This is a genomic window from Planococcus citreus, assembly GCF_003664125.1.
Taxonomy (GTDB): Bacteria; Bacillota; Bacilli; order Bacillales_A; family Planococcaceae; genus Planococcus; species Planococcus citreus.
In genome coordinates, this window is sequence record NZ_RCCP01000004.1 from 113,060 (window position 1) to 131,342 (window position 18,283).

The following is an 18,283-nucleotide window of genomic DNA, read 5'->3' on the forward strand; positions in this document are numbered from 1 at the left end:
TATCGTAAAGCTAGTCTACCATAGAAATGCCGCGAACGCCATCCGCCTAAAGCTTACAGGCGGTCGAGTTCCTGGGAGATTTCAGCTTCGCCTTGGAGGATCTCGAAGACTTTTCCGTAAGTGTTTTTACGGTCGACCACTTCAGCAAGTGTACGTGCTACATCTGCGCGTGGAATCGAACGGTTTTCGAAAGACTCAAAGTGTGTGGCTGCTTCGATACGGCCAGTTTTCTCATCATCCGATAATGGGCCGGGACGGACAATCGTATAGTCGAGACCGCTTTGTTCAAGAAGGTCATCGGCTGTGCGCTTAGCTACCAAATAAGGCTTCATTTCCTCGCCGCCGGCATCCGGGTCATCAGATCCGACCGAGCCAAGCTGGACGAAACGTTTAACGCCTTTTTGCTTCGCGTAATCCGCTGCTTTGACAGAACCCCACAAATCAATGGTCAAAGTCTTGTCAGCGCCTGTTTTCGGGCCTGAGCCTGCTGCGAAAATGACCGCGTCGACATCGTCGTATGCATGGCTGAAGTCTTTTTCCAAATCGCCAAGGACGATTTTCTTCGCGCCGCGTTTTTCCATTTCTGCGCGCTGCTCTTCTTTGCGGATCATCGCTACCGCGTCATGGCCTCTTTCGGTTAATTCTTCTACAATATTGCGGCCCACTTGGCCATTTGCTCCTAAAACTAATACGTTCATCAAAATCCACTCCTAATTTTTTATGTCTGTTTGGTGTTTTCCCGTATCCACTGCACTTAAACGCCAAACCTTCCCGCCATGCTATCCAAATGGCAAGATGAAAGCTAAAATAGAGCAATGGAGGTGCAATAATGGAAATCATTAATTACGAAGTTGAAAAATTGCAAGACCCGACCGGCATCCTGACAGGTGAACGCTATGAGTACACGATGGCGATCAAAGTGGACGAGGAAGACGAACTGTACCGCCCGGGCGGCCTTGACTTGCGCCTGATCCTGGCGGTCGAAGACGGCAATGCGCGCATCGCCGATTATCATTTTATCGACAATGACAGTGAGAAGCCGCTTGATTTTGCGTTGGATGAAGAGGAAGAACAGGAAATTTTGGCGTTTTGCAAAGAGCGTCTCGCTGAATAGATAACGGCTGTAAGATCGAAAAACCCCTACCGATTACGGTAGGGGTTTTTCAAGCTGTCGAGAAAGGTAAAAAGCCGTATTTTCCGAAGCTTATCGCTCGCTTTCCGTGGGGCGGGAATCGAGCCTCCTCGTCACTGCGTTCCTGCGGGGTCTCTCAAACCCGCTAGTCCCACAGGAGTCGAGCGAATGCTTCTCCAAATACTCAGATAGAACATTGAATTTTGAATGTAGAAAAGGTGATTCCCTTTTTCATTCATAGCGGATTATAGACTTCTTCAACACTCCGAAAAAACCCCCTACCAATTGCGGTAGGGGTTTTTGGAAATTAAAGTTTTACTTCGACTTCAGCTTCTTCACGCAATTCCTCTACGCGCGCGAAAGTAGCTTCCTGGTCTTTTTGCTCTTGCAATGATTGGCGGATGGTCGGTTCCATCTCTTCAAAAGCCGGTGCTTCTTCTTCTGAGCTTTCAACGAATTGGTCATACGCTGCCTGGACTTCTTCGTCCGTCACTTCAGGTGAATCGATTTCTTCTTCGATATAGCTTTCGTAGACAAGCTGTTCACGCAATTGCTCTTCCATTTCTTCAAGGGTGAAACCTGTTTCAGCAAGTGCTTCGTTCATGGCTTCTTCGTCCTCGAAGTTGGCTTTCAATTCTTCCATGCGCTCTTCGACGACCGCATCATCCGCTTCGTGGCCTTTATCCTTGGCATCCTGCAATAGCACGGTGTTGCCGATGACGACGGACATCGCTTCGTCTTCAATCAATTGAAGGTTCTCTTCAGTTGACGGGTCCTGTCCTTGTGAAGCTAGTGTCGATTCGAATTGGCGGGCGACGCTATTGTACACTTTCCCTTGGATTTCTTCGCCGTTGACAACTGCTACGACGGCGTCTTCTTTAGGAAGTTCGAGCGCCGATTCAGCAGGTACTGCTTCTTCGCTTCCTGCTGCTTCTTCAGTGCTTTCTTCAGTTCCTTCTGCCTGTTCGGTCTCAGGAGACGCTGCTTCTTCGTTTGCGGTAGATTCTTCATTATCAGAACATGCGCCGAGCACTAAGGCGAGGGCGAATGGGGCGAAAACAAATGTCATTTTTTTAATCATGTGAAAACTCCTCTTTCGTCAGTCTCGTTAAAGTAAACCACATTTAGGTGAGGGTTTCAAATTGTAGGACGTGGCCCTTTCAGGAAACGGATTTTTCTGTAATAATAGAGACTATTATTTTGCTTTAACTAAGGTGGATATGCAGGAAATCCAGCTTTAATGGTATCATTATTGATGGCAGTACATATTCATTCAATATTATTAAAAATAGATGACGGAGGCGTACATAATGGCGAATTTGGAAAATATCAAAGCACGCAAAACCTTGGATCAAATCCAGCCTTACTCACCAGGCAAGCCGATTTGGGAAGTGCAGGAAGAACTGGGCTTGGAGCGCGTCATTAAGCTGGCGTCCAATGAAAACCCGCTTGGCCCGTCGAAAAAGGCTGTCGAAGCCATCGAACAAGGCGTTCTTGGCTTGAACCGCTACCCGGATGCAGATGCCAGTGATCTGAAAACGGCAATCGCCAAAGAGCATGGCGTCGAAAAAAACCAAGTCATTCCAACAAATGGCGCGGACGAATTGATCACGCTTATTTCGGAAGCGTTCTTGGAACAGGGCGATGAGATCGTCGTGCCGGACCCATCATTCAGCGAATACGATTTTGGTGCGCACATCATGGGTGCAAAAGTCGTGAAAGTGCCGTTCGCACAAGGCTTCACATTTGATGTCGATGCCATGATCGCGGCAGTGACCGACCAGACGAAAATCATCTACATTTGCTCGCCGAACAACCCGACCGGCACCTATATGAAGAAACAGGATGTCCAAAAATTATTGGACGCTGTGGGAGATGTATTGGTAGTGTTTGACGCCGCGTATAGCCATTACGCGGACGCGGACGATTATACGGACGGCACTGAATTCATCCGCCAAGGCTATCCGTTGCTGACCTTGAAAACTTTCTCGAAAATCTATGGCATTGCGGGAGTGCGCGTCGGCTTCGGCATCGCGGCTGATTCAATCATCACATCAATCCTGAAAGTGAAAGAGCCCTTCAACGTCAATACGCTGGCACAGCTCGCTGCGACGGCGGCAGTGACAGACCACGAACACGTGACGCAATCCCGCGAGGCGAATAGCCGCGGGCGTGAGTTCCTTTATGAAGCATTCGAAGAACTGGGCCTCCCGTATACGAAGAGCATGGCCAACTTCGTCTTGGTCAAATTGGGTGATGAAGGAGAAGCGCTTTATCAAGATCTGATGAAAAAAGGCGTTATCGTCCGCTACGGCAAAGGGTGGGGCCTTCCAGAATACGTCAGGGTTTCAGTCGGCACCGAGGAAGAAAACAAATTCTTTGTCCAGGCATTACGTGAATTGATCCAAAAATAAAGCGTGCGGCACGAAGTCTGCGTTTAAAAACCGATTGTCCTGGAGATCCTGGGCAATCGGTTTTTTTAGGCTGTCCCCCTGTTTAATGCAGATGCGAAGGGGGAAGAGGGGAGGAAAACGAAAGTAGAAAAGGATGAACGCTATGCTATACGATTGTGCCATTATCGGCGGAGGCCCTGCAGGTTTGAATGCTGCACTGGTGCTTGGCCGTTCGAGAAAGAATGCTGTGTTATTTGATGATGACAATGGGCGCAATTTGGTGACCCGCGAAGCGCATGGGTTCATTACAAGAGACGGAATTTGCCCGGAAGAGTTCAAACGGCTCGGGCATGAGGAGATCCGCAAATACGGAAGCGTCAAAACGGAAAACGAACGCATCGTCAACATCGACCGTATTTCTAAAACCCATTACGAATTGACGACCAAAAGTGGAAAGGTTTTTCATAGCATCAAAATCATCATCGCGGCGGGATTGAAAGAAGAACTGCCGAATGTGCCGGATATCGAGAAGTTTTACGGGACGACCCTGTTCAGCTGCCCTTATTGCGATGGCTGGGAAATGCGCGATCAGCCGCTCGCGGTCATTGCCGATAAAAAAGTATTTACGCTAGCGAAGGAAGTCTATACGTGGAGCCGCGACTTGGCGGTCTTTACGAACGGTGAAGGGCGTCTGGAAGAAGAGGAAAAGCAGAAGCTGCTCGCTAAGGGAATCAAAGTTTACGAAGATACGATTTCCGGCCTGGAAGGGGAAAACGGCAAGCTGAAAAGCGTCCGGCTGGAAGATGGCACATTGATCGACCGCAGTGCCGGGTTCGTCACGCCTTTATGGAGCCATGCGACTAATTTTGCCAAAGAGCTCGGCTGCAAACAAAACGAGCACGGCGGGATCTTGACGGATGATTACGGGCGCACGAATGTGTGGAATGTGTATGCGGCAGGAGATGCTTCGCTGATCGTTCCGTCGCAACTCGTCATCGCAGCTGGTGAAGGCAGTGCCGCAGCCATCGGGGTATGTGGGGATTTGATAAACGAATATTTCGATGAAATGTAGGCGCCGTATCAGTTGCATAGTCGCGCGCAGGTGCAGTAGACTTTAGGAAAACAGCCGGGAGGCGAACCGAATGGATCCGAAAAGTTTACTGTCTTCCATCACTTATGTCGACACGGAACGCTCGATCGTAGCCGGCCAGATGAAAATCACGCACACCGAATATGAAATTCATTTATACGAAGATAAATTGACCGCTTCGACAAACGAGTTCAATTTGATGCATGTCTGGGATATTTCCTATAAGACCTTTTCCGACGATGCCAATTTATTGTATTTGCACACGCATCGTGGCGTCTTGACCTATAAAGTGCCAAGAGATCCTGACCGTTTCGTCAAGACCTTTAAAAAACTAAAAAACACCAATTATTGAGAAGCCGGAATTTTTTTCGGCTTCTTTTTTTCGAGTAGAATGGGAGAAAAGGGGGAATGGATATGGGAAACGAATACGCAGTCGGATGGGGAACACTTGCGCTGATCAATGCAGGTCTCGCCCAAGGCAAAAATCGGAGCGGCCTTATGTGGTTCCTGGCGTCGCTCCTTCTGGGACCCGTCGCTACGCTGGCCTTGGTGATATTCGAAAAATTACCGGAAGAAGGGGGCATACATGATGATTGAACCGATCAAGCTTGCGGAACGCTTTACCGATTATGTCAATGAACAAAATGTCGACGGAGTGCTTTCCGTCACGGACCATAATGTTGAATTGATCAGTCCCGGGAAATCAGCTGCCGGCCACGAAATGCTTGCCGAATGGGTGAAAGGCTCTGGCATGCAATTGGAGACGCTCAACAAATTCGCCAAAGACAATCGGGTCATCTTCGAACAGCTCGCCAAAAAACAAGGCGAGCCAGGAGAATCCCACATCTTCAATTATTTTGAGATGGACGATAAGAAAATCCATCGCATCGGGCGCTTTGATGAACTGGATGAAGCTTTTGGGGAAAGCGGATTGAGCGAGAGCGATCAAGTAAAATGAAAAGAAGTTTTGAGTGCAACAATTCGGTTGTATACGAAAATTAACCAAGGCCCTCCCCCAGTTCCTATTGGAATTTATGGGAGGGTCTTATTTGTCGTTGCTGCATTTATAAGTTGTTGACATAATCGGTACGCCTCTCGAAATCCTATTGTTTAGGCCAAAAGAATTAAAATTGATTTTTCTAAAAATTACTATTGATTTTGAAAGGGCTTTCAAATATACTTTGACTAAATCGATTTACTAAACCGGTTTAGTAGAGAGGATCATGTAATGAAAAAAGTAACTATGCAAGATGTCGCGGAAAAATCTGGAGTCTCCAAGAGCACGGTTTCCCAGTATATAAATAATCGCTTCGAGTATATGGCGCCAGCTACCAAGACGAGGATTGAAGAGGCAATAAAAGAATTGGGTTACATCCCCAACTACGTTGCCAAAAGTTTGAAGCAAAAGAAAACCGGCACGATCGGTGTCATCGTTGCCAATATTCTTCACGTCTTCTCGACGGAAATAATCAGGGCCATCGAAGATGAATGCGAACGCAACGGATTTCATTTGTTCGTTTGCAATGCAGACGACCAACCCGAAAAAGAACGGGCATATATCGATATGTTGATAGCCAAGCAAGTAGATGGCTTAATCATCTTTCCGACCAATGGGAATCAGGAGTACTATAAGCAACTGAAAAATGCGCAGTTTCCTATCGTCTTTGTCGACCGCTTGATCGACCAGCCTTTATACCCGACGCTATTGCTGGATAATGAAAGCGCTTCACGTATAGCGGTGGAAGAGCTAAGTAAAAAAGGGCATAAAAAAATCGGCTTGGTATCAACATCCATTGCGAAAAAAGTAACGCCCCGCCTTGAGCGTATCAGTGGTTTCAAAAACGCCATGGCTGAAAAGTCTTTGACTGTCGATCCTGACTGGATTGTAGCGGATGAGCGGCAATTGCTGGCAGAGCGATTGCAGCAATTATGGGATTCCAACAATCGCCCTGATGCATTTTTTGCAACAAATGATTTGGCGCTGATTGAGTTATTGAAATTTATCCGCAAAAACAAGCTGTCGATCCCCGAAGACGTCGGAGTGATTGCCATCGATGACTCGCCATTTTTAGAAATTGCGACGACTCCGATCAGTGTCATTAAGCAGCCAACCTTTTCAATTGGAAAAGATGCAGCCCAAACTTTGCAGTCGTTAATCAGCAGCTCAAGTTTGGATGAAGCATATGAAGCAAAAAGATACGCCCCAGAACTGGTGGCAAGAGAATCTACTTAAAAAAGAGTGAGCGAGGAGGGGCCTAATTGTCGAATGAATTCAATGTGTTAACAATCGGTGACGCTATGATTACGATGAATCCGGTCACCACAGGGCCGTTGCGTTATGTTACACAGTTTGACCGGAAAATCGGGGGAGCAGAAATGAATTTTGCGATCGGCTGTGCACGCTTAGGGCTGGGCAGCAAATGGATCAGCCGCTTAGGAAATGATGATTTCGGTAAAGTGATTTACAATTTTGCACGCGGTGAAGGCATTGACGTGTCGGCGGTGCGCTTTGTGGAAGGGATTCCAACTTCCCTCAACTTTAAGGAAATCCATGAAAGCGGAGCTGGTAAAACGTATTACTACCGGAACCCTTCTCCAATGGCGGACTTGGGGCCAGAAGATATCACTGAGGAATTATTTACCGATATTCAATTGATTCATTTAACTGGTGTTTACTTAGCGATAGCGGAAAAGCACAGGGAGGTGGTCCATACCATCATCCAATACGCCAAGCAGTTGAACATACCGGTTTCATTTGACCCGAATATCCGCTTGAAGCTATGGAGCATGAAAGAGGCGCGAGCTGTATATGAAAGCATATTCCCTGACGTGGATATCCTGTTGACTGGTCTTGATGAAATTCAAATGATTTCCCAGAAAGAGTCGGTGGATGAATTGCTTTCCTATATTCAGCAATTCAACATTACCGATTTCGTCATTAAAGATGGAGCAAACGGATCCAGGTTGTGGAGAGATAACCGCTGGACAGAAGCTGCCAGTTTTCCCGTAACCCCGATAGATACAGTGGGAGCTGGCGACGGCTTTGATGCGGGATATGTTTATGGATGGCTAAAAGGCTACAGCCCAGAAGAACTTCTGCGCTTTGCGAATGGGGTTGGGGCTTTGGTGACCACCGTAACCGGTGATAATGAAGGTCTTCCTTATTTAGAAGATGTAAGCGATTTCGTGGAAGATAGGAAAGTTGTCGAGCGTTGAGGAGGGAGTGACTTGATGCAAACACCGTTGATCATATTACAAGAACTGAATGAGCTGATTAAACGGGTGGATAAAACCCAGTATGATGACCTCGTGGATTTATTGAAACAGGACAGGCGATTCTTTTTCTTCGGTGAAGGAAGGTCGGGGTTGATGGCGAAGGCGGCTGCGATGCGCTTGATGCATTGTGGTAAAACGGTCTACGTGATCGGCGAAACGACAACACCTTCGATGGGTCAAGAAGACATCTTACTCATCATTTCCGGTTCGGGAAGTTCGATTCAACTCGACGGGCTTTGCAAGATAGCGCATGAACTTGGTGCTGAAGTAGCCATGCTCACCGCAGATTCTTCCAAACTGCAAGAGCACCGCTGCAAATATGGCTTTGCCATCCCTGCAGCTACGAAAAAAAGACGCGAATGGGAGCCTGCTACGATTCAGCCGCTAGGCAACCAATTCGACCAAGCTGTGCATCTATTATTGGACGCAGCCATAATCGATGGTCCTTACAGTGAAGATTCAATGGGAAGTTTAACGAAGCGGCATACTAATCTCGAATAGGAGAAAAACTATGGCAACAGTTACAGTAGCTTTCGAAGAAGTGAAAATTCTAATCCAGAAGAAACTCATCAAAGCTGGCTTGCGTGAAGACCATGCAAGGAAAGTCGCAGACGTGCTCATCCATGCTGACTTGCGCGGTGTCAGTTCACATGGAGCATTAAGGACCGAGCACTACATCAGCAGAATCCAGGCTGGCGGGATCAATACCGATCCTGAGATATCTTTCAGTGCAACTGGCCCTGTTACGGGAACTGTAGATGGAGACGATGGATTCGGGCACGTAGTCGCTGGAATCGCTGTGGCTCATGCGATTGATATGGCGAAAGCCAACGGAGTTGGGATGGTCACGGCAACGAACAGCAGCCATTGCGGCGCGCTCAGCTATTTTGTAGAAGAAGCGACGAAGCACGGCCTGATTGGCGTAGCGATGACCCATACGGATAAAATCGTCGTCCCTTTCGGCGGCAAGGAAGCATTTCTCGGCACTAACCCAATTGCTTATGGAGTTCCGGCAAAATCGGAGAAGCCGTTTATTCTCGACATGGCGACTTCAAATGTTGCATTGGGTAAAATCCTGCAGCAGAAAGAAGAAGGAAATGCTATTCCGGAAGGATGGGGAGTCGATGAAACGGGCACGCCCACTACAGATCCTGGGAAAGTTTCTGCACTGGTGCCATTCGGCGGTCCCAAAGGATATGGCCTTTCAATGGTAGTCGATATCTTCTCTGGCTTGCTTGCCGGTATGGCTTTCGGACCGCACATCAATAAAATGTACGGCGACTTGGATAAAAATCGCAAACTCGGACATTATATTTGCGTCATCAACCCTTCGTACTTCACAGACCCCGAGGTGTTTTTAGCGCAGATGGACCGGATGATCCGGGAAGTTAGGGAAGTTCCAGCTGCTGAAGGCTTTGAGAAAGTAATGGTGCCTGGGGAAATCGAACAGGCGAACGAAGAACACAACCGGCAACAGGGCATCACAATCGCGGAAACAACTTATGAGTTTCTAAAAGCATAAGCATTCATAAAAAAATTACACAAAGGGGAGTTTTTATAATGAAGAAAAAATGGATGGTTGGAGTTTTTGCATCAGCATTGGTTTTAGGAGCATGTGGTTCAGATGACGCGAGCGAGGGCGGCGAATCTTCGGGTGGTACAACGGAATGGCGTTTCGGCCACTTGGCAGATGAAAATCACATCTGGCACAAAACGGCTTTGAAGTTTGAAGAATTAGTGGAAGAAAATGCAGACGGCCAACTGGAAATTACCATTTACCCGAACAACTCACTCGGTGGGGAAACAGATACGATCAACTCGATTCAAGCGGGATCAGCCGACATGGTTATTTCGGGAGAGACTTTGCAAAACTGGGCGCCGAATGCAGCCTTGATGGCCGTTCCTTATGCGTTCCGTGACTTGGAGCACGTCCAAAGCGTAGTAGAAGGCGACATCGGTGAACAAATCAAACAGGAAATCAGCGACGAAGCGGGTCTAACAGCGCTTTATTACCACACGCGCGCTCCGCGTAACTTGACGTCGAACGAACCGATTACGTCGCCGGACGATTTGAGCGGTTTCAGCATGCGTGTACCAAACGTTCCATTGTTCTTGGACACTTGGCAGGCAGCTGGTGCAGCGCCACAAGTCATGGACTTTAACGAAGTGTTCACAGGGCTGCAACAAGGCGTTATTGATGGCCAGGAAAACCCAGTTGACCTTATCCAAAGTGGCGGCCTCTATGAAGTGCAGGATTATGTGAACCGTACTGAACACGTTTTCTCTTGGATCTATATCCTTGTCGGAAATGAGCAGTATAACGCCCTTTCCGAAGACTTGAAACAAGTAGTTCAAGATGCAGCTGCTGAAGCACAGGTATATGGAGAAGAATTGTATAACGAAGAAATTGAAACAATTGAACAGGACTTGATCGATTCAGGAATGGAATTCGTCGATGTTGACCAAGATGCATTCCGCGAAGCGATGACTCCGGCAGTTGAAAGCTCACTTTCTGCTGAACAATTGGAGCTATACGAGCAAATCTTGGCAGTTGAATAATATAGAAGAATAAGGCACTTTCGGCCAATAGGTCGAATGTGCCTTTCCACTATGAAAGGAATGAACTCGGATGTCCATATTCCGGAAGTTGATCGACCGAACGCTGGCCTTCTTGACGATTGCGAGTTTTGCAGGCGTAATCATTATTGTCAGTGTACAAATTCTTTCGCGTTTCCTACCGTTCTCTTTTGTTTGGACGGAAGAATTGACTCGTTACCTGTTTCTGTTCTCCATTGCTTTCGGAGCACCGTTGGCCTTGTTGCGCAACGAATTCATCAACGTAGATATTCTGCTGGCAAGAATGCCTGATAATTTCCGGAGATATTACGAAGTAGTGATTTACTTGACGATCATTTTATTAAGCTCAGTCATGGTAATCGAAGGATACAACTTCACATTGCTCGGGCATAACCAGAATTCAGCTACTATGCCGTTCCAATTATCATGGGTGCATGCTTCACTTTTGGTCATGAGTGTATTTTTGGTGTTCTACGCCGTTATCAAAATCATCGACTTACTGAAAAACAAACAGGATTACAGCCAGAATTTTGAGGGGGATGATTTATAATGGCAGCCCTACTTTTCATTTCATTTATCGCATTGATTTTTCTTGGAGTTCCCGTGGCGTTCAGCCTCGGCTTGAGTTCTTTGCTGTATTTATTCATTGCAGATATTCCTTTGAATATCATTCCCCAACGAATGTTTGGCGGATTGAATTCTTTCGTCCTTCTCTGTATTCCAGGATTTATCCTGGCGGGGAATTTGATGAACGCAGGCGGGATTACAGAGCGAATCATCGGATTTGCCAATAATTTCTTCGGGCATATCCGAGGTGGTTTAGGACTCGCGAACGTCGGCGCTTCCATGGGGTTTGCCGGAATTTCGGGTACGGCACTTGCAGATACGGCGAGCATCGGATCGGTTATGATTCCTTCGATGAAAAAGCAAGGCTACGGCGCAGGATTCTCCGCTGCCGTTACGGCATCTTCTTCGACTGTCGGACCGATCATTCCGCCTTCTCTTCCATTGATCATTGTTGGAACGCTGGCTTCACTGTCAATTGGGGACCTTTTCCTTGCTGGGGCTATTCCTGGTTTGCTGCTTGGAATCGGTTTGATGATTCCTACGTACTTGATTTCCGTTAAGCGGAATTACCCGAAAGGCGAGCGTCAATCCTTGAAAGCTATCGGAAAAAGTTTTGTCGGTGCTTTCTGGGCAATTTTGATGACAGTCATCATTTTGTATGGAATCCTGGGCGGTCTTTTCACACCTACAGAAGCTTCTATCGTGGCTGTTCTATACGCTTTCGTAATCGGGATCTTTGTTTACCGCGAATTACCAGTGAAAAAAATACCGAAAATCATGCTCGATTCGATGACGACAACTGCCTCTATCATGCTGTTGGTCGGGTTTGCGAATTTGTTCGGATGGATCATGGTGCGGGAGCAAATCCCACAACTCGTAGCAGAGTCCATTCTTGGTATTTCAACAAATGCCATTATCGTTATCTTGTTAGTTAATTTACTATTATTGTTTGTCGGCACATTTATGGAGACGATTGCCGCATTGGTCATTTTGTTCCCTGTACTGCTTCCAGTAGCGGTGACGGTCGGGATGGACCCGATCCAATTCGGTGTCATGATGGTCTTGAACTTGGTGATCGGATTGGTCACACCGCCAGTTGGCGTCTGTCTATTTGTGGCTTCTCAAATCGGGAAAGTGTCCATCGGAAAAACAGCCAGGGAACTATTGCCTTTTCTCGGTGTGAGTTTAGCCGTTTTAATGCTCGTCGCATTTGTTCCTTCCATTACGACGTTCTTACCAAGTCTATTCGAATAGGTGGTTATATCAATGAAAGCAGTACAAGTTCCGAAAGCGCATGAAATGAAAATCATAGAACAAGATAGACCGCAGCTTCAAAACCCCGAGGATGTCTTAGTTCGAGTAAAGCGTGTCGGGATTTGTGGATCCGATATGCACATTTTTCATGGCAGTAACCCGCTTGCGACCTATCCCCGGGTGGTGGGGCATGAAGTGGCCGGAGAAGTGGTCGAAACAGGCAAAGACGTAGCCTCTCTGAAAGAAGGCGATCACGTGGTGGTCGAGCCAATCAATTATTGTGGTGAATGCTATGCTTGCCGTAAAGGACGTCCGAATGTCTGCGAAAAACTTTCCGTATTCGGGGTTCATGAAGACGGCGGGATGCGCGAATACATCGTATTGCCAGAAAAGCAACTTCATGCGGTAGACAAACAGCTGGACTGGGACGAAATCGTATTGGCGGAGCCTTATACGATCGGTGCGCAGGCGGTTTGGCGCGGACAGGTGGAAAAAGGTGATACCGTCCTGATTCAAGGTTGTGGACCAATCGGTATTTGCATATTGAAACTGGCGAAGATCGCCGGGGCCACGGTTTATATGTCCGATCTCAGCGAAGAACGGCTTAAGTTCGCACAAGAAAATGGTGCAGATAAAGTCATCAACGCAGGAGTGGAATCAGTAAAAGAGAAAGTGCTCGAATTCACCAACGACACCGGTGTCAATGTTGTCATCGATGCTGTATGCATTCCGTCAACAGTCGAACTGGCCATTGATGTGGTCTCTCCGGCAGGAAGCGTTGTAGTGCTCGGCTTTACTGAACAGCCGTCTGCGATTCCGCAATTGCCGATCACCAAAAAAGAAGTGACAATCGTCGGTTCAAGGCTTCAGACCAATCAATTTGGGCCGGTCGTAAAATATTTGAATAGCGGCGAACTGACTTCAGGCGGGTTGATTACCCATAAATTCAAATTGGACGATGTCAAAGAGGCATTCTCTTTTGTAGAAAATAATCCGGACAAAGTGCGAAAAGCATTAATTGTCTTTGAGTGAGGAGCGATGGAATGGTCCCAAAAATGAAAGTGTATGAAACGCTATTAACTGCCAAGGTAGTGGCCGTCATCCGAGGCGCAGATGCTGATGAAGCGGTTGCGGTAGCAAAAGCTGCAATTGCCGGCGGCGTAAACGCAATCGAGCTGACTTATACGACTCCGAACGTCGCTAAAGCGTTTGATCAATTGGAAGGAACTGCCGGTGCATTAATAGGCGCGGGCACCGTACTGGACGCACAGACAGCACGCCACGCATTGCTCCACGGAGCGCAATTTGTCGTCAGCCCTCATTTTGACGCGGAAATCGCCAAAGTCTGCAATCGCTATAACGTGCCTTACCTCCCTGGCTGCATGACCATCAAAGAAATGGTGCAGGCAACGGAATGGGGCTGCGATATTTTGAAGCTGTTTCCCGCCAACGGGTTTGAGCCTTCATTTATCAAGGCAGTGAACGGGCCGCTTCCGAAAGTGCGGATCATGCCGACAGGCGGCATCAATATGGATAATATGAACGATTGGCTGGATGCTGGCGCAGTAGCTGTAGGCATCGGGAGTGACTTAACGAAAGCCTACCAGGCAGGCGGGGCAGACCAAGTAACTGATTTGGCAAAACAATACCGGGCACGATTAAGGTAAAGGAGGCAATCATGAATATTACATTTCGTTGGTATGGGCAGGATAATGACAGCGTCCAATTAGAGCAAATCAAGCAGATTCCTGGAACAAAGGGGATCGTTTGGGCTTTGCATCAAAAGCCAGTCGGTGAAGTTTGGCAAAAAGAAGAAATTCAGCAGGAAGTGGATTATATCAAATCGCACGGCTTCCACGCAGATGTTGTGGAAAGCGTCAATGTCCATGAATCGATCAAGCTCGGAAATGCAGATCGCGAGCGGTATATCGAAAACTATAAAGAAACGATCCGGAATTTAGGGGAAGCGGGAGTTAAGGTGATTTGCTATAACTTTATGCCGGTCTTTGATTGGACCAGAACAGCACTTTACGAGCCTTTGCCTGATGGATCGACTGCTCTGTTTTTCGAAAAGGAGAAAATCGAATCACTGGATCCGGCAGAGTTGATCGAAACAGTGGCTTCAGCTTCTGATTTAACGCTTCCTGGATGGGAACCCGAAAAAATGTCGCGCATTAAGGAACTTTTCGAGGAATATGAAGGAATGACGGAAGAAACGCTTTGGGAGAACTTAAGCTACTTCCTTCAGGCGATTTTGCCAGTGGCAGAAGCAAGCGGCATCAAAATGGCTATCCATCCGGATGATCCGCCATGGTCAATTTTCGGTTTGCCGCGCATCATGACGAGTGGGGAAAGCTGGGAAAAACTGTTGTCGATTTCTGATTCTCCGTCCAACGGCATTACGTTTTGTACAGGCTCCATGGGGGCGAATCCAGAAAATGATATGGTGGAACTGGCCGCGAAGTATGCTAAGCATTCGCCATTTGCCCATTTACGCAATGTAAAGATTTTCGAAAACGGCGACTTCATTGAAACGTCCCATTATACGCAGGATGGTTCCATTGATCTATCTGGAGTTGTCCGGGAATTTGCTTCGCAAAACTACGAAGGATATGCGCGGCCAGATCATGGCCGCCATATTTGGAACGAGCAATGCCGGCCTGGATATGGTTTGTATGACCGTGCGCTTGGAATTATGTATCTGCTTGGGCTATGGGATGCCTATCAAGCAAAATAGGAGGTAGGAAAATGTTTTCTTCACACGAAAATCTGGCAGGGCGCACAGCAGTTATTACCGGCGGAAGCGGTGTTCTCTGCTCGGAAATGGCCAGAGCGCTTGCCACTCAAAATGTAAATGTCGCTATTTTGAATAGAACGGCGGAAAAAGGACAAACGGTAGCTGATGAGATTAAACAAGCTGGCGGGAGCGCTATCGCTGTAGCTGCGGATGTATTGGATCGGCAATCATTGGAACGGGCAAAAGAAGAAATTTTAAATGCTTACGGCCACATCGACATCCTCATAAACGGCGCTGGAGGAAACCATCCCGATGCCATCACAGACATTGAGCTTCACTCTGAAGACGGCCAAGGAAAAACATTTTTTGATTTGGAAGAAGACGGGTTCTCCCGTGTCTTTGCCAGTAATTTCACCGGTTCGTTTTTGGCCAGCCAAGTGTTCGGCAAAGAACTTCTTAAGCAGGAATCTCCGGTCATTTTAAATATTTCGTCCATGAGTGCATATTCACCGATGACGAAAGTTCCGGCTTACAGTGCAGCAAAGTCTGCGATCAATAATTTCACTATGTGGATGGCTGTTCATTTTGCTGAACAAAATTTACGGGTAAATGCGATCGCTCCCGGTTTTTTCCTGACTGCACAAAATAAAGATTTGCTGACCAACAAAGACGGTTCATTGACTCCGCGTTCCGGTAAAATTATGGCGAGCACGCCGATGAAACGTTTCGGCAAACCCGAAGATCTAGTGGGTACGATGCTATGGTTATTGGATGAAAATTATTCTGGCTTCGTGACTGGTATTACAGTTCCAGTGGATGGTGGCTTCCTAGCGTACTCGGGCGTATAAGGTCGGTCGATCATTGGAGGCGAGTATGTGAAACTTCAATTGGCATTAGACAGGTTAACGAAGGAAGAGTGTTTCCTTATGGTAGAAGAGACGCTCCCTTTTGTTGATTGGATTGAGATTGGTACTGGGGTAATCAAAGAGTACGGTATGGATATCGTGCGGGAAATGAAACTCCGTTACCCTGACATTGTCCTGGTGGCGGATATGAAAACATGCGATGCCGGACAATTTGAAGCCCAACAAGCTTTCGGCGCTGGAGCGGACATTATGACCGTCATGGCATTTTCACATGACAAGACCATAGAGGCCGCTTTGTCGGTAGCGGCAGAACATAATGGCCAAATCATGATTGATATGCTCCAAGTGGAGGGAATTGGCCGGATGGAGGAGTTGGAAAGTTTGGGTGCTAAGCTTTTTGCCCTGCACATTGGAAAAGATGGGCAAGCGGCTGGAAAGCATATCGACTTCCAGAAAGAACTTCAGCAGTTCACAAACCCGAAATTGAAGTTTACGCTGGCGGGCGGTATTACTGCAAGTTCGATCCCGATGCTGAAAGGGAAAGGCTTTGATGTGTTGATTATCGGCAGTGCCATCACAGCCTCGGACAATCCAAAGAAAGCCGCAAAAGAAATCCAAAACTTAATGAAGTGAAAAGAGTTGAATCCAAAAAGGATTCAACTCTTTTTTAATGATAATAATTATCGTTTAAGAAGCCTGTGAAAACGCATTAATTGATATGTATTATCAATTAAAAATAGTTATTCTCAATTACTTGGTTCGGCTGTAAAGTTGTGCTATGATATCTACATTAGAATAATTATAAATAAGAAACTTGAGAATTTGGGAGGTGTGGGCATGAGCACCCAGTACAAACCTGCGATCCACTTTCAGCACGTGGATTATCGCATTGGAGACATAGAAATCTTAAACGATATTACCGGTTCATTTCCACAAGGCCGTATCACCACTCTAGTAGGGCCTTCTGGCGCCGGGAAGTCGACGCTGCTGAAATTATGCAATGGCCTTATATCGCCGGCGAACGGAGAAATTTTCGTGAAAGATAAAGCGATTGGCGAATACGATCCGGTGGAACTGCGCCGGATGGTTGGAATGGCGTTGCAGAGCGCGCCGATGATCAGCGGCACTGTATACGAAAACTTGAATTTGCCTTTGGAATTGCAGGGGCAGCAATTGGCGAAAGAAGATGCCCTTGAGCTGCTTGAAGATGTCGGCTTGAAAGGTGATTTGCTGGACCGTAAAGTGAAAGAGCTATCAGGTGGGCAGCGCCAGAAAGTTTCCATCGCGAGAACGCTTGTCAACAAGCCAGAGATTCTCTTGATGGACGAAATCACTTCTTCGCTCGACCGCGCTTCAAAGCTCGAAGTGGAGGAGTTGATCAGCAAAATCAACCGGAAATACAAGACGACAATCATTTGGATTACCCATAATCTCCAGCAGGCACTCGAAATCGGTGATTACACATGGGTCATGATGGACGGCCAAGTGGTAGAAACCGGCGAGAGTTCGCTGCTTGAAGATCCACAGAATCAGCGCGTCAATGAATTTGTGAAAGGGGTGGTGTCATGAGTTACTGGGCTTTATCGCTGACGCTCATTTTTGTCCTCATCCCGCTTTTATTGTCGAAAACATTGAATTTAGGGCTGGGCCGCGATATGACGGTCGCAACAATCCGCTCAATCATCCAGCTGCTCGCTGTTGGGTATGTCTTGAAATTCGTCTTCGACTCCGAAAGTTTGCTCTACATCTTCTTGATGGTCGCGTTGATGATCATCGCGGCAACCCATAACGCGCAGAAAAAAGGCGCAGCCATCCAAGGCATTACTTGGAAGATTGCCGTTACCTTAATCTTTGTGGAAGTGTTGACGCAAGGAATTCTGATCGGCTTCAACATCACGCCGGCGACTGCCCAATACATCATCCCGATCAGCGGCATGGTCATCGGGAACTCGATGGTGCTGTCGATCCTGTTCTTGAATCGTTTCACGGCGGAAGTCGAAGACCATCAGGATCAGACGGAATTGATCTTGTCGCTTGGCGGAACGCCGAAACAGGCCATTCACCGCCAATTGATCAACTCGATCAAGGCGAGCATGATCCCGACGATCGAGAGCCAGAAAACGGTTGGTCTCGTCCAACTGCCGGGCATGATGAGCGGGCAGATCATCGCGGGCGCAGACCCGATACAAGCGGTGCAATTCCAGTTGCTCATCATGTTCCTGTTATTGACGACGGCTGCTGTGACGAGCGTTTTCCTCGGATACTTGTCCTATCCAACCTTGTTCAATAAACGCATGCAATTATTAAAAGGCTGACGCTATGTCAGCCTTTTTTAGTGTCGAGAAGCTCAGAAAGTTGTATTTTCCGAAGCTTACCGCTCGCTTTCCGTGG

At 47.3% G+C, this 18,283-nt stretch carries 22 protein-coding genes; 20 read left to right on the forward strand and 2 right to left on the reverse strand.

Annotation, left to right across the window (positions count from 1 at the left end; translation table 11 throughout):
- Nucleotides 1–53 precede the first annotated feature (53 nt).
- Entirely contained in the window at nucleotides 54–698 is a 645-nt protein-coding gene (locus DFR62_RS12795; protein WP_121300746.1) for an SDR family oxidoreductase, read from the reverse strand.
- 131 nt (nucleotides 699–829) lie between these two features.
- Here DFR62_RS12795 and DFR62_RS12800 point away from each other — a divergent pair, with 131 nt between their 5' ends.
- Complete coding sequence (locus DFR62_RS12800) at nucleotides 830–1,114, forward strand: DUF6509 family protein (RefSeq protein WP_121300747.1); 285 nt, start codon at nucleotides 830–832, stop codon at nucleotides 1,112–1,114.
- A 325-nt stretch (nucleotides 1,115–1,439) separates the two neighbouring features.
- On the opposite strand, the gene DFR62_RS12805 is transcribed toward DFR62_RS12800, so the two are convergent.
- Nucleotides 1,440–2,213, reverse strand: coding sequence for a SurA N-terminal domain-containing protein (locus tag DFR62_RS12805; protein WP_121300748.1), 774 nt, complete (start codon nucleotides 2,211–2,213; stop codon nucleotides 1,440–1,442).
- A 229-nt stretch (nucleotides 2,214–2,442) separates the two neighbouring features.
- On the opposite strand from DFR62_RS12805, the gene hisC reads away from it, so the two are divergent.
- The 19 genes from hisC to DFR62_RS12900 all read left to right on the forward strand — a co-directional run bounded on the left by hisC (nucleotide 2,443) and on the right by DFR62_RS12900 (nucleotide 18,207).
- Nucleotides 2,443–3,546, forward strand: coding sequence for a histidinol-phosphate transaminase (gene hisC, locus DFR62_RS12810; protein WP_121300749.1), 1,104 nt, complete (start codon nucleotides 2,443–2,445; stop codon nucleotides 3,544–3,546).
- A 142-nt stretch (nucleotides 3,547–3,688) separates the two neighbouring features.
- Entirely contained in the window at nucleotides 3,689–4,597 is a 909-nt protein-coding gene (locus tag DFR62_RS12815; RefSeq protein WP_121300750.1) for an NAD(P)/FAD-dependent oxidoreductase, read from the forward strand.
- Nucleotides 4,598–4,667: 70 nt separating this feature from the next.
- The gene (locus DFR62_RS12820) at nucleotides 4,668–4,967 is read left to right on the forward strand and encodes a hypothetical protein (RefSeq protein ID WP_121300751.1); all 300 of its coding nucleotides are present in this window, start codon (nucleotides 4,668–4,670) and stop codon (nucleotides 4,965–4,967) included.
- A 62-nt stretch (nucleotides 4,968–5,029) separates the two neighbouring features.
- The gene (locus DFR62_RS12825) at nucleotides 5,030–5,212 is read left to right on the forward strand and encodes a hypothetical protein (RefSeq protein ID WP_121300752.1); all 183 of its coding nucleotides are present in this window, start codon (nucleotides 5,030–5,032) and stop codon (nucleotides 5,210–5,212) included.
- On the forward strand, nucleotides 5,202–5,573 hold the full coding sequence (locus tag DFR62_RS12830) for a nuclear transport factor 2 family protein (protein WP_135449617.1): 372 nt from the start codon (nucleotides 5,202–5,204) through the stop codon (nucleotides 5,571–5,573). Before DFR62_RS12825 ends, DFR62_RS12830 begins: the two co-directional genes overlap by 11 nt.
- Before the next feature lie 270 nt (nucleotides 5,574–5,843).
- Complete coding sequence (locus DFR62_RS12835; protein ID WP_121300754.1) at nucleotides 5,844–6,848, forward strand: LacI family DNA-binding transcriptional regulator; 1,005 nt, start codon at nucleotides 5,844–5,846, stop codon at nucleotides 6,846–6,848.
- Nucleotides 6,849–6,874: 26 nt separating this feature from the next.
- Entirely contained in the window at nucleotides 6,875–7,831 is a 957-nt protein-coding gene (locus DFR62_RS12840) for a sugar kinase (protein WP_121300755.1), read from the forward strand.
- 15 nt (nucleotides 7,832–7,846) lie between these two features.
- Nucleotides 7,847–8,392: a 6-phospho-3-hexuloisomerase gene (hxlB, locus tag DFR62_RS12845; RefSeq protein ID WP_121300756.1), complete on the forward strand. Its 546-nt coding sequence runs from the start codon at nucleotides 7,847–7,849 to the stop codon at nucleotides 8,390–8,392.
- 10 nt (nucleotides 8,393–8,402) lie between these two features.
- Nucleotides 8,403–9,413 carry an ureidoglycolate dehydrogenase gene (gene allD, locus DFR62_RS12850; protein ID WP_121300757.1) on the forward strand — a complete coding sequence of 337 codons (1,011 nt, stop codon included), beginning with the start codon at nucleotides 8,403–8,405 and terminating at the stop codon, nucleotides 9,411–9,413.
- Between the two features lie 38 nt (nucleotides 9,414–9,451).
- Nucleotides 9,452–10,450: a TRAP transporter substrate-binding protein gene (locus tag DFR62_RS12855; protein WP_121300758.1), complete on the forward strand. Its 999-nt coding sequence runs from the start codon at nucleotides 9,452–9,454 to the stop codon at nucleotides 10,448–10,450.
- Nucleotides 10,451–10,520: 70 nt separating this feature from the next.
- Nucleotides 10,521–11,018 (forward strand): TRAP transporter small permease, encoded by a 498-nt coding sequence (locus tag DFR62_RS12860; protein ID WP_112232841.1) that lies wholly within the window; start codon nucleotides 10,521–10,523, stop codon nucleotides 11,016–11,018.
- A complete protein-coding gene (locus DFR62_RS12865) occupies nucleotides 11,015–12,289 on the forward strand; it encodes a TRAP transporter large permease (RefSeq protein ID WP_112232842.1) in 1,275 nt (424 codons plus the stop codon). Before DFR62_RS12860 ends, DFR62_RS12865 begins: the two co-directional genes overlap by 4 nt.
- 12 nt (nucleotides 12,290–12,301) lie before the next feature.
- Complete coding sequence (locus tag DFR62_RS12870; protein WP_121300759.1) at nucleotides 12,302–13,321, forward strand: zinc-binding alcohol dehydrogenase family protein; 1,020 nt, start codon at nucleotides 12,302–12,304, stop codon at nucleotides 13,319–13,321.
- Between the two features lie 11 nt (nucleotides 13,322–13,332).
- On the forward strand, nucleotides 13,333–13,956 hold the full coding sequence (locus tag DFR62_RS12875; protein WP_121300760.1) for a bifunctional 2-keto-4-hydroxyglutarate aldolase/2-keto-3-deoxy-6-phosphogluconate aldolase: 624 nt from the start codon (nucleotides 13,333–13,335) through the stop codon (nucleotides 13,954–13,956).
- An 11-nt stretch (nucleotides 13,957–13,967) separates the two neighbouring features.
- The gene (uxuA, locus tag DFR62_RS12880) at nucleotides 13,968–15,026 is read left to right on the forward strand and encodes a mannonate dehydratase (RefSeq protein WP_121300761.1); all 1,059 of its coding nucleotides are present in this window, start codon (nucleotides 13,968–13,970) and stop codon (nucleotides 15,024–15,026) included.
- Nucleotides 15,027–15,037: 11 nt separating this feature from the next.
- Entirely contained in the window at nucleotides 15,038–15,874 is an 837-nt protein-coding gene (locus DFR62_RS12885) for an SDR family oxidoreductase (RefSeq protein ID WP_112232848.1), read from the forward strand.
- 27 nt (nucleotides 15,875–15,901) lie between these two features.
- A complete protein-coding gene (gene hxlA / locus DFR62_RS12890) occupies nucleotides 15,902–16,525 on the forward strand; it encodes a 3-hexulose-6-phosphate synthase (protein WP_121300762.1) in 624 nt (207 codons plus the stop codon).
- Nucleotides 16,526–16,729: 204 nt separating this feature from the next.
- On the forward strand, nucleotides 16,730–17,461 hold the full coding sequence (locus DFR62_RS12895) for an ABC transporter ATP-binding protein (protein ID WP_121300763.1): 732 nt from the start codon (nucleotides 16,730–16,732) through the stop codon (nucleotides 17,459–17,461).
- Complete coding sequence (locus tag DFR62_RS12900) at nucleotides 17,458–18,207, forward strand: ABC transporter permease (protein WP_101189306.1); 750 nt, start codon at nucleotides 17,458–17,460, stop codon at nucleotides 18,205–18,207. Before DFR62_RS12895 ends, DFR62_RS12900 begins: the two co-directional genes overlap by 4 nt.
- Nucleotides 18,208–18,283 lie beyond the last annotated feature (76 nt).